At 39.1% G+C, this 12,388-nt stretch carries 10 protein-coding genes; 1 reads left to right on the top strand and 9 read right to left on the bottom strand.

All coding sequences use genetic code 11. The features are described 5' to 3' along the window. Positions 1 to 308: 308 nt before the first annotated feature. From IGI89_RS05595 to IGI89_RS05565, 7 genes are all read right to left on the bottom strand, one after another. Positions 309 to 1,178 (bottom strand): ROK family protein, encoded by an 870-nt coding sequence (locus tag IGI89_RS05595; protein ID WP_061053450.1) that lies wholly within the window; start codon positions 1,176 to 1,178, stop codon positions 309 to 311. Positions 1,179 to 1,229: 51 nt separating this feature from the next. Continuing rightward, positions 1,230 to 2,222 carry a LacI family DNA-binding transcriptional regulator gene (locus IGI89_RS05590; RefSeq protein ID WP_002323463.1) on the bottom strand — a complete coding sequence of 331 codons (993 nt, stop codon included), beginning with the start codon at positions 2,220 to 2,222 and terminating at the stop codon, positions 1,230 to 1,232. A gap of 175 nt (positions 2,223 to 2,397) precedes the next feature. Continuing rightward, entirely contained in the window at positions 2,398 to 3,882 is a 1,485-nt protein-coding gene (locus IGI89_RS05585; protein WP_002323464.1) for a glycoside hydrolase family 32 protein, read from the bottom strand. Then, a complete protein-coding gene (locus tag IGI89_RS05580) occupies positions 3,883 to 5,490 on the bottom strand; it encodes an ABC transporter substrate-binding protein (RefSeq protein ID WP_438735413.1) in 1,608 nt (535 codons plus the stop codon). It abuts the gene before it with no gap. Positions 5,491 to 5,538: 48 nt separating this feature from the next. After that, positions 5,539 to 6,423 carry a carbohydrate ABC transporter permease gene (locus tag IGI89_RS05575; RefSeq protein WP_010748894.1) on the bottom strand — a complete coding sequence of 295 codons (885 nt, stop codon included), beginning with the start codon at positions 6,421 to 6,423 and terminating at the stop codon, positions 5,539 to 5,541. A 15-nt stretch (positions 6,424 to 6,438) separates the two neighbouring features. Continuing rightward, complete coding sequence (locus IGI89_RS05570; protein WP_438735412.1) at positions 6,439 to 7,431, bottom strand: ABC transporter permease; 993 nt, start codon at positions 7,429 to 7,431, stop codon at positions 6,439 to 6,441. Between the two features lie 863 nt (positions 7,432 to 8,294). Then, the gene (locus tag IGI89_RS05565) at positions 8,295 to 9,482 is read right to left on the bottom strand and encodes an MFS transporter (RefSeq protein WP_438735411.1); all 1,188 of its coding nucleotides are present in this window, start codon (positions 9,480 to 9,482) and stop codon (positions 8,295 to 8,297) included. Positions 9,483 to 9,690: 208 nt separating this feature from the next. Here IGI89_RS05565 and IGI89_RS05560 point away from each other — a divergent pair, with 208 nt between their 5' ends. Further along, complete coding sequence (locus IGI89_RS05560) at positions 9,691 to 10,539, top strand: helix-turn-helix transcriptional regulator (RefSeq protein ID WP_438735410.1); 849 nt, start codon at positions 9,691 to 9,693, stop codon at positions 10,537 to 10,539. 146 nt (positions 10,540 to 10,685) lie between these two features. Here the strand turns inward: IGI89_RS05560 and IGI89_RS05555 are convergent, their stop codons facing one another. Then, positions 10,686 to 11,501, bottom strand: coding sequence for a carbohydrate ABC transporter permease (locus IGI89_RS05555; RefSeq protein WP_002323468.1), 816 nt, complete (start codon positions 11,499 to 11,501; stop codon positions 10,686 to 10,688). Beyond that, entirely contained in the window at positions 11,498 to 12,379 is an 882-nt protein-coding gene (locus tag IGI89_RS05550; protein ID WP_275853619.1) for a carbohydrate ABC transporter permease, read from the bottom strand. The genes IGI89_RS05555 and IGI89_RS05550 overlap by 4 nt, the downstream gene beginning before the upstream one ends. Positions 12,380 to 12,388 lie beyond the last annotated feature (9 nt).

The raw sequence follows: 12,388 nt of genomic DNA, 5'->3' as shown, positions 1-12,388 counted from the left end.
CACAGGAATATAGAAAGCCAATTAGGCGTAGGCCTAATTGGCTTTAATAAGACATTCTGTTTCCTTTTTCTTTGCTCGGGCTAATAGAAAAAAAACAAGCACTAAGAAGTAATTTTGAGGCAGCTAGACAACAATATAACTGAAGACGAGAACGAAAGAAAAAATTCTTATTTGCGACATTCGATTACGCAAAAAATATATATGAACATCTATTATTAGCCATCCTTTTTTCTAACTCACATTTTAGTTAACCTTTTTATCTATCCCAACTGCTATAAAAACTCTCTCACACGTTCTTTAACATGCTGCTATTGTTCCAACTTCTTTATTGCTAAAGCTAAGCAGCCGATCAAACCTGCATCGTCAGCAAGCATTGGAGTTAGTAAGTATTCTTCAAGAGCAGGGGTATCCACATAGGAACCCATTTTTTCTTTAAACGCTTGGCGAATCAACTCGAGTAGTTGCGGCTGTTTCATTACACCCCCACCTAAAATTATTACTTCCGGTGCATATAGTAACGTTGTGTTATACACACACTGAGCAAGATAATCTGCCTCAATCGCCCAATAAGGATGATCAAATGAAATGGTCTGGGCTTTTCTTCCAAAGCGTTTTTCAATCGCGGGGCCTGAGGCTAACCCTTCCAAACAATCATGATGAAAAGGACAGATTCCTTCAAATTGATCTTCATTATGACGTTGTAAGAGCATATGTCCCATTTCAGGATGACTGAAACCTGTGACTATTTTTCCATCGACTACAGCACCACCACCAACACCAGTACCAACGGTGTAATAAAGAACACTATTTTTACCTTTTCCATACCCTGCCATATATTCTCCATAACAAGCAGCATTTACATCGGTAGTCCAATAGATGGGAACCGACAAGGCGTTTTCCAAAGCTCCTACAAAATGATAATTTTGCCAAGCTACCTTCGGAGTGTTGGTGATATATCCGTAAGTTCTTGATTCGATTTGAATATCAATTGGCCCAAATGCTCCTACACCAATTGATGCGATATTTCCTTTGTACTTATCAAAGAAATCAAACACTTGCTTCATCGTTTCTTCTGGTGTTGTGGTAGGAAAACTTTTCCGTTCTATCACTTGTAATTGTTCATTACCAATCCCACAGACAAACTTTGTTCCACCAGCTTCAATTCCACCATATAACATTTTATCTACACCTTTCATTCACTTATCTTCAAAAAAAGAAACGTATTTGCACTAAGCAAAATCGTTTCTCACTAAAGGTTTCGTTGTGCCACCTTCGCCAAATTCAATCGGCAATACGGTACGTTTTTCTACTGTCTCTCCATTAATGACAGCAATTAATTTTGCCACTGCCACTTCCGCCATTTGCTTTGTAGGTTGGGCAATTGTTGAGACGAGATAAGGGTCTCCTTCTGTCATCTTTTGACCATCAAATCCGATAACTTGGACATCCTCTGGTACGTTTTTCCCTATTTTTTCAAGCATACCAATGACAGCTAATGCCATCGGATCGTTGATCGTAAAAATCCCATCGATATCAGGATTCTCTAACAAAAAATTTGTTACACGTTCTGAGAGATGGTCTAAAGGTTCTAACATATCTAACGCTTTATAGGAAATCCCCAGTTGACGGCACTCGATCTCAAAATATTTTCGACGACTCTTCGTTTCATTCGGTGTTTCTTGGTACCCACCGATATATGCTACATTCTGACATCCTCGGCGATAAAGTTCATTTGCAGCCAAACGTCCACCGGCCGCATTGTCAGCGGTCACATAAATCACCTCTTCAGTGAAATAACGGTCAATACTAACAAAAGGCAGATTACTCGAAATGTATTCATCGATATCTGAATAAGTAATTCCAATGATGCCGTCTACTTTATTTTGGCTGACCATCTGGATATATTCTTGTTCTTTTTCACTATTCCCACTGGAGTTACACAAATAAAGCTTGTAGTTTTGTCTTTCTAATGCTGTTTCTACATGGTAGGCAAATTCGCCAAAAAATGGATGCCATACAGTGGGTAGAATCAAAGCAACCGTATTCGTATGCTTCATCTTTAACCCCCGGGCATAAAAATCTGGTTGATAGTTTAACTCTGTCATTGCTGCTTCAACTTTTTCTCTAGTAGAAGCTTTAACAGAGCCGTTATTCAATACCCGGGAAACAGTTCCTACTCCGACACCTGCTAATTTTGCGACATCTTTCATTGTTGCTTTCATAGTTGATCCCTCACATTTCTGCACAAGTTTAGTATAATGAATTTTGTCATAAATTACTAATTTTTTCAAAATACTAATAGCAAAGCCATGGGAAATCTAGCTATCTGTTCTTTTCTAAAAAATTATCCTTCAAAACCTATTAAATAATTGATTCATCGCCTAAGCAATCAAACATTTATTTCACACTCGCTGTTTCAAAAGCTTGAATACGACTTTCTCCGATCGAATGAAATAAGATATCTCGAGCTTTTTCCAGCTCATAGAAAGTAGCCGTCATAACTTCTAAACCATTAATAAAGACTTCAACTGATGAGGTATCTCTAAAAATCTCAAGAACGAGCTGATTATCAATCAAAGGTATTTCAACTTTTCGGACATTCAGAGGGTCTTCTTCCGCCCCTGTAAGCTCTCTTCCTAGTTTCTGACGATCCAATTCAAAAACCTGTTTAGCAGTGTCATAAGTTAGTTTGAGACAATCCGTCTTAGACCGCAGTAATTCAATTGTAAAAACTTCTGCTTTCTCCAAATCTGCGACTAGATGTAAATATGAAGAATCAGACAGCGCGTTTCGAAATACGACTGATGTGTCAGTCACTGCAATATTTTCACTGCCTTGTTGATAAACTAAATGACTATATACAGTTGAGATGGGTTTTTGTACCAATCGATTTTTTTTCACTCTTAACTCTCGGGGCAAACTCATAGAGCCTGCCCAAAGATGGCCTAACTCATGTGTAGGCAATGTACGATCCCACATCTGCATCCAAGCAATCATCACCCGTCCACCATTAGGATCTGTTGTTGTTTGTGGTGCATAAAAATCCATTCCAAAATCCATTTCATGGAAATTATCAACTATCATCTGACCTGTTTCCCAGTCTACCTCACCAATACAAGCCATGGTAGAACTGATATTATGATATTCCAGTCCGTTCTTCTTAATTTGTATCGGTGACATGATTAAGACATCTCGTCCGTCTAAATGGAATAAGTCAGGACATTCCCACATTATTCCTTGCTCTGAAGTCCCTTCTAGCAACACAGAGTAAAAGTGCCAAGTATACAAATCTGACGATTGAAACATCACTATTCTACCAGTAGACTGTGTAGATTTAGTAGCTACTACCATATAGTAAGCATCGTTGTGAACAATTACTTTAGGATCACGAAATTCTTGTATCAGCCCATTCTCACCTAGCTGTTTTTCTGCTACCACAGGATTACCACTGTATTTGCTAAAATGAATACCATCTTCAGAGACCGCCAAACATTGATGCTGATGGCTAATACCATCAATTTCTTGACAGCCTGTATAAAATAAATATAGTTTTCCGTCTCTTTCAATTGCACTTCCTGAGAAACACCCGCCGCTGTCATAAGGTTGATCTGGGGCTAACGCTACTGGTAGATCTTCCCAATGGACCAAATCACTACTGCGCGCATGCCCCCAATGCATGGGCCCCCATCGACTATCGTAAGGATAGTATTGATAGAAGAGATGGTAATGCCCTTTGTAATATATAAACCCATTGGGGTCATTTATCCACCCGATGGGTGCGGAAAAATGATAGTTTTGTCGATACTGAGGGTTAACTTTTCCTCGCATCATTTCAATAAATCGATTTGCTTTATCCAAAATCGCCGTTTCTTCTACTAACACTTATTGTGCTCCCTTCAAAAAATTATCATAGCCAGTTTGTTTTATTTGAATCCATTCTTCCAAACCTACACGTTCCAATTCAGCAAGGTATTCTTCCCATTCTTCATCGATTTTACCGCCGGTGATCCACTCTGCTCTTTTGCGATAGATGTAATCCCACATATCTGTTTCAATTTTTGCTAATCGATCTGTTTCTTCTTTTTCTAAAAAGACACGTGGATAGATATTGTCTTCTGTAATATATGGCAAATACGTGTCATGCATCAAATCTAAACGCCACTTCGCATCATCTGGCATAGTAGTGACTGTGCCGTAATAAGAATCAAGAACTGCTAATGGTCCTCCAGCTTCGGTCTTTTGTCTTAGTTCCCCCGGTGCTGTCCCCTCTAAAGGCAAATATTTTAACATACCATCCTTTAATTCAAAAATATTCGCCTGTGCTTCATCACCGTAGGTTCCCCAGTTATTTTGGACAGACTGTAACGGTTCATACATTTTATCTATCCACCTAGCTGTAAGTTCCAAGTTTTTATTCGCACTAGTAATTACGAAACGATCTCTTGAGAAACCCATGCCATTCGTACGAGTAACGTGTTTCGTTCCATCTGGTCCCGCTAAGACTGGCAAGACGTCATAACTATCATCTGCACCCGTGATATTTGCTTTATCCCAAGTAAAATACACGCCATACTTATGTTCTTTTCCTTTGGCAACATACGTATTCCAATCTTGTTCGAAAGCCTCTTTATCAATAAGACCTTTATTATTCATTTCATTGAAATATTTGATGGCTTCTTTATACCCTTCTTTGTTAGCAGTAAATTGTACCTGGCCATCGTTATCAACGACTAAGTGGTCATCATTATCACCTAGACCGAATGCCCCAATTAAAAATTTTAAGTCTTCATTTCCTCCATTGTTAATAAAGCTAAAAGGAATTTCATCTGCTTCACCATTACCATTTGGATCTTGCGTCTTGAAAGCCTCCAACACAGTCATCAACTGATCAGTGGTTTGCGGCATTTCAAGACCCAAATTATCCAACCACTCCTTGTTGATCCAAGCCATCCCATTTACTGTATGAATCGACTCTTTTCCTTCGCCTAATTCTTCAATCCAAGGCATAGAGTAAATGTGACCATCAGGTGCAGTAGACATTTGTCGGTATTCGGGGTTTTCATCAAAAATTTTCTTCAGATTTGGCATATAATCTTCGATCAAATCTTCAATCGGTACAATAACACCACTTTCCGCCCAGTTTAATAAATCATAGTCACCTGCAGCGGCGTTGAAGATGGCATCTGGTAAATCACCACTAGCGATATCCAAATTTCTTTTTTCGGCAAAATCACTACTGTAGTTTGTCCAATCAATATGGAGATTGGTTTCTTCTTCTAATCGTTGGAAAATCAATTTGTCATTAGGATCATTGGGAGCCAAAGGGGCACTTTGAGACATCATTTTTAAAGATACTTTTTCTTTCAATGGAAAAGAGACATTTTCTAGTTCATAATCAGGGCTTGATTTACTCTTTTCTTTTGAGCCTCCACAAGACCCCAAAATTAGTACGGAAGTAAAAACGATTGGCAGCATCCATTTTGCTTTCATCTTAAAATCTCCTTTATAATTTTTATTCATACAAATAGTGAACAATTCTTACCCTTTAACAGAACCAACTAAAACACCTTTATCAAAATATTTTTGGAAGAAAGGATACATTATGATTAATGGCAGACTAGAAATGACGATCGTTGCGTATTTGATCAACTCAGCAATTTGTTTCATTTCTGCCATGGCAGTATTGGCTCCCACCATGTCTTGTGAGGGTTGGTTTTGGATCAAAATATTTCTTAATACGAGTTGCAACGGCTGTAAGTCGGGATCTTTGATGTAAATCATGGCATCAAAATATGAGTTCCATTGCCCAACAAAGGCATATAAAAACAATACGAACATAATTGGTTTAGCTAATGGAAGCATGACTTTGAACAGTATTTGCAAGTCATTGGCGCCATCGATAGTAGCAGCTTCAGAAAGTTCTTTTGGCAAAGCACTAAAATAGGTACGCGCTAAGATAATATTCCACACATTTATAGCACCTGGTATGATAATCGCCCATACACTATCTAACATGCCCAAGTTCTTTACCAATAAATAGGTAGGTATCAAGCCGCCACCAACGAACATTGTAATGACAAAAAAAGTCATAATAATCTTTTTCCCAGCCAAGTTAGGTCGAGATAAAGGATACGCAGTGATCATCGTAATAAATACAGTCAATAAGCTGAAGCTAAAAGAGTAAAACAACGAATTTACGAAACCGCGTAAAATGGAATCATCTGCAAATACCCGTTGATATCCTTGTATTGTCCAATCTTTCGGATTGAAGCTTATACCTTTATTGATCAAAGTAGCTGGGTCCATAAAAGAAGCTACCAGTACATAAATCAGCGGAACAATGGTAATGACGACCAAAAAAGTTACAATCACTCGATTCAACCATAAGATTTGACGGTCGATTTTTGATAAAGCACTATTCATAATTTTCTCCTTTCATTACAAGCCTTGACCATCGTTTAGCCGCTTGGTTATATTGTTGACAATCAGTAATAAAATGACATTAATAATCATATTGAACAGACCAACAGCAGCAGAGTAGGCATAATCACCTGATTGCAAGCCGACTTTGTATACATAAGTGGAAATGATTTCTGAGGCAGGGATGTTCATTGAAGTTTGCATCAAGTAGGCTTTTTCATATCCTACATTCATAATACCGCCGGCGGCCAAGATGAAGCTGATCACCATCACAGGCCTCAATGCAGGCAAATCGATATGCCAAATCTTTTGTAAAATATTTGCCCCATCGATATTTGCTGCCTCATATAAATCGGTACTGACTCCCGCCAGCGTCGCGGTGTAAAGAATGGATGACCAGCCGATTCCTTGCCAAATTCCCGATAAAATATAAATCGTTCTGAAATAAGCTGGATTAGACATGAACATAATTGGTTGCCCCGTAACCTTTTCTACTAACCCATTAATGGGTCCATTTGCGGATAGGAACAAAAACAGCATCCCCACGATAATAACTACTGAGATAAAATTCGGCGCATATAGAATCAACTGGATTTTCTGTTTTATTTTTTTATTGATAATTTGATTCAAGCTCAGTGCTAAAATAATTGGTGGAAAAAAACCTAACAATAAACCATAAATGCTAATTTTTAATGTGTTGCTCAGCAAAAGCGTAAAATTTGGTGAACTGATAAATTCCCTAAAGTGATCTAGTCCTACCCAAGGACTTTCCAAAATTCCTAGCATAGGATTATAGTCTTTAAATGCAATCACAGCACCGTACATTGGCACATACTTAAAGATAAACGTCATGATGATACCTGGTAAGAGCAACAAGTACATCCACTTATCACGACGCAACTGTTTCTTTAATTTTTCCCACTTCGAGATATTTTTTTTATCCCGTTGTACCGCCCTTATCTCACCACCTGGTCCCAATGTCTTTTCCAATTCAATCTCCTCCCAATACATTTTAGAAACGTTTCCATTTTCGTTTAAAAAAATAAAAATTTAACGAAGATGCATTTTGGAAACGTTCCCACTATTTTCGTTTATAGATTACCATAGCCATTTTTTTAAGTCAATATTTTTTTGTAATTATTCTTTCACCCACACTAAGCTTCCTTCAATTCATTTATGGTTTTCGAAAATTGTAAAAAAATAAGGATCTCGATTATTTCATTAATCCTATTTTTCTCTACTTTTCTAGCATTCTTCTTTTATGAATTTACTTATCACAACTCGCATCCTCTAATCTCTTTTCTACCAATCATTCACTATTTAACCGTTCCAATCGGAAGATTATCTGGTTAATTATTTAAAAATAGCTCGGATTCACATTTATTTTTTGCTTTTTAACTAACTAAAAGCGAAAAGATAAGAGTTAGATATGTAAATGTATATAAGGTTAGGAGCTGTTAGATGAGCTTTTTAGGGGAATCTTGGAAAACTAAAGATTTTCAAAAAAATTGTGAATTTACTCCAAATCAATACAAAGCTTTTCTTTCAAGTAATCAAGTTTTATATAGAGATGATTGCGCTTTCCTCCTATAGCAGCCCCATACTTAGTCAATCTCAACATTCAGCTACGAAATGCTTTTGCATATGAACGATCTGTGATCAGCTACTGATCAAATCTACAATAATCATTGTATTCTCGATGTAAGAGCGTTTAGATCACTACGCAAAAAGCTAGTCAGGGACTGTTCCTAACTAGCTGTGATTACTTTTTCATCTTCCTGTACGTGCCTTTACCTAAGCTAACCGTTAAAGCTAGTTTTGTCTTATAAGACCTAGTAAAAAAGAGTTTCTCTTGACTACTATCTCTCTTACTTTTAACTGATTTTAAGCTTCCCTGCAATCAGCCCCACTAGAAGCAATAAACTGCCGGAAAGAACAAACACCCACCGTACATCAAAAACATCTGCCACCTGTCCCATCAGCAAGGTGAATAAAGCAAAAACACCGGAATTTAAGATGCCTGAGGCAGCGTAGATGGCAACCAATCGATCGGCTGCTACTTTTTGTTGGATTAATGAGGCTTGCGGGATATTTTTGATCTGGGAAAAGAGCCCGATTAAAACGGATAATCCTAGAATCAAAAAGCGATCGCCTGATAGGGCAACGGCAACTGTGATCAGTCCGCCTAAGACAGCGCCCATTACAATCGCTGTTCGTTTGTTTTTATCAAACCGCTCGGAAAATCGCATCACCAACGCACTTCCTAGCAACGCACCAACAAAATAAGTGGCGTTGATATAGCCCCACCAAGCATCAGGTGCCTGCATCACTTCTCGGACGAATACTAACACAATCGCGGAAACCCAGGCTGTATTGGCGATACTTTCCAGCATGTCCATGCCAACGATCACCCGAACCAGAGGATCTTTCATAATCCAGCGCCAACCAATAAACAACTGGTGCCCTAACGGCTGCTTTTCGTTTTTTTCTCGAGTCGTTCTAGGCAAAAACGCTAATACTATCGAGGCACTTAGAAACAGAAAGCTGTCTAATAAAACCAACTGATGAACAGAAAATACCAGCAGCAAGGAGGTTCCGATCGCCCAGCTGCCGATGTTGACTGTTTGAAGCATTGAATTGAATATTCCATTGGCTTTGACGAGGCGATGCTTTTCCACATATTTCGGGATCAAGGCACGACTAATTGGTTCTGAACAGCCGTCCAAAAATGAAATCAATGCGACAAGGCAATATAAAACCAATAGATTCATCGTTTCAGCTTTCAAATAGAGATACGCGGTCATAAAAAAGAGTAAGGCTGTTTTGCACATCTGGCTGACCTTCAGCACTTGTTCTAAGCGAAAATAACTCGTGATGACCGGTGAGAAAAAGCCGGAAATGACACCGCCTCCTGTTACTAGCACTGGGACAAGCGCCGCTGCCAAAGCAGAGTCCGTCCAGCTAAAAATAGAACTGATAATTGCCACAATATAAATGGTATCCCCGACATTCGCCACGGTTTGGCCAATAATCAATGGGGTAAATCCCTGATTCTTCTTCATTTGTTTTCCACCTTTACTTAGAAATAACGATTGCTCATTTTTCTAGTTATTGATCGCCATTTGCTAAGTAAAGGATTTTATTTTGTCTGATTCATTTGTGGGCCTCCTCTATCTGGTGTTGCCTAGCTGTCTAATAGTTCTACTATACCAGATTGACGAGCAAAATTATCTTATGTACACTATAATCACATTGATCTAGGAGGCGCCTATGAATAAGTTAGGAACCACGTATCGTAAAATCAGAAAAAGCCGTGGCATCACGCAAGCGCAAGTTTGTAAAGACCTGCTTTCAAGAACCACCTTGTCTAAATTTGAAAATGAAAAATTAACGCCCTCCGTTACCCTTTTTATCGAACTTTTAGCGCGAATCGATTGCGGTTTTGATGAATTTTTTTACATCGCCCAAGGATACCGTTTAAATGAAAAACAACAAATCTTGCATCAATTTTTCTCTTTGTTTTCCAACCAGGATCTAAAAGTATTGCTTGCTTTGAAAGAGCAATGTTTACTTTTCCAAAAAACATCTGTCAGTAAAGCCATTGACTTATTGTTGTATGTAATCGACTCTCTCACAGCGCTCTCAACGAATGCAGAAAAAGAAATTCCTTGCCTGCCCAAAGTTCTTTTGACGGTTCCCTGGGATACGCTTCAATCTTATTCCGACTGGACCCTTGATGATATCAAGCTGATCAATTGTCTTTTATACCTCTTTCCAGTTGAAACCGCCCACGCCATTGCCCGCCAATTGATCCAACAGCTAAAAAAATACGAAGCACTAGAAAATACTGTGCCTTTGCAGTGTGCGATTCATTTGAATGTCGCCTTGCTTTATCTGCAAGAACAGCAACACCAAGAGGCGAAAAAAGCCGCGGATCAAGCCCTGCTATTGGCAAAAAAGAGCAAGCGCTATGATTACTATTCGTTAGCCACTGCTCGAAAAAGTTTTGCGATCGGAGATTCGGATTTATTTGCCCAAGCAAGACAGATGGCATCGTTATTTGAAGATAAATGGACGTGTGAGTTGATTGAAAAGGAAGGACGACAGTTTTTGGGTTGATAGCAGGTTTATTGGAGGATTACGATGCTTATAGCGGATATCGTTAGAAATAATCCGATATAAATCAGAATGACTCAATAACAAAAGACAGATGACTATCTCAATTAGTCTTCTGTCTTTTATTCTTCCAATCTTTCTAAACGTCCCTACTTCACCGATCCCAACATCCCAGCCACAAAATACTTTTGCAGCGAGAAGAAGACCACCATTGTTGGCAGAGTTGCGATCACGATTGCTAACATCATTAAGCCATAATCTGGATTATTGGCGGCGCCGATGGCAGAAATCATTAGGGGAAAGGTTTGCTTTTCTGGTGATTGAAGGGTGATCAACGGCCAAAGGTAGCTGTTCCAACTATTGATGAAGGTAATGATGGCAGCGGCCGCATAAGTTGTTTTCATGGTTGGCATGTATATTCGGAAAAACAAGCCTAGTTCCGACAGACCATCCATTCGCCCTGCTTCAAGCAGTGATTTGGAAAACATTTTTGTGTTTTGTCTGAAAAAGAAAATCAGAAATGCGGTCGATAATGTTGGCAAAATGACTGAAGCTACTGTATCGAGTCCGATAAAAGGAATCGTCGTTGAAAAGCTGCCGAACATTCGAAACAGCGGAATCATCGTGGCGGCAAAAGGCAACATCATCGACAAGAGCAACATATTAAAAAGCATATTTTTTAATCGGCTTTGATAGATCTCAAATCCGTAGCCTGCCAACGAAGCGATCGTCACGGATAATATCGTCTGTAACAACGCAATCCTTGCACTATTAAAGAATACTTGTTTCAAGTCATAGGTTGCGACTAGGTTACGCCAGTTTTCTAGCAAATGGGTACTTGGCAATAGTTTGCCTTGCATGATATTTACGGTAGGATTGGTGATACTCACTAACATGAAATAAAAGGGAAAGGCAAACAGAATGGTAAAAACACCCAAAAATACATATGTGCCTACTTTTTTCATTTGTCCTCTCCTCCGATCTTAAATTGGATCATGGAAAAGAAGATGACCATGACGACAATGGCATAAGAAACTGCAGAGGCGTAACCAAAATCTGGTGTATAGCGAAAAGAAAGATTATAAATATATTGGGAAATCGTCGATGTGGCGTTTCCTGGCCCCCCTTGGGTCAAGTTCATCGGTTCGTCAAATAACTGCAGTGTGCCAATCGTTGAGGTCACAGCTGAAAACAAAATGACTGGCTTTAGCAAAGGGACGGTGATTTTAAAAAATTGTTTCGTTGGAGAAGCGCCATCGATTCTAGCAGCTTCATAAATTGCTGGGTCGATGTTTTGCAAAGCCGATAAAAAGAAAATCATATTGTAGCCGGTCCAGCGCCAAGTGATGGCTAAAATGATGATGACTTTTGCCCAAAAGGGACTAGAGAAAAAGGCGATCGGCTCAGAGACAATCGACAGTCTCACTAAAAGGGCGTTCACCACGCCATTTGTTGCAAACAGTGATTTAAAGACCATGGAGTATGCGACTAATGACGTCACTGCTGGCAAAAAAATGATCGTCCGAAACAGGCCTTTCAGCTTTAGGGTTTTCTGATTGAGCTGGACGGAAAAGAACATGGCCAACAAGACCATGACAGGCACTTGAAAGCCCAAAAAGATCAAGGTATTTTTCGTGGCTGTCAAAAAGGTTTGATCCGAAAACAGCCGCCGATAATTCGCTAGTCCGCTAAAGGTCAGCCCGTTACCGCTTCCTGATTGCAAGGATAATAGAAACGCTTGGATCATTGGATAAAAAGAGAAAAAGAAGATTAAGAGTGTCGGGATAGCAATAAACAGCCACCCCGTGATCACTCCTTTTTTATAAAATAATTTATTTTTCATCGTACATGC

The sequence above is a fragment of the Enterococcus sp. AZ141 genome (assembly GCF_051714385.1).
GTDB lineage: Bacteria > Bacillota > Bacilli > Lactobacillales > Enterococcaceae > Enterococcus_D > Enterococcus_D entomosocium.
The sequence above is the reverse complement of the archived record's forward strand: the minus strand, read 5'-3'. Positions and strand labels throughout refer to the sequence as shown.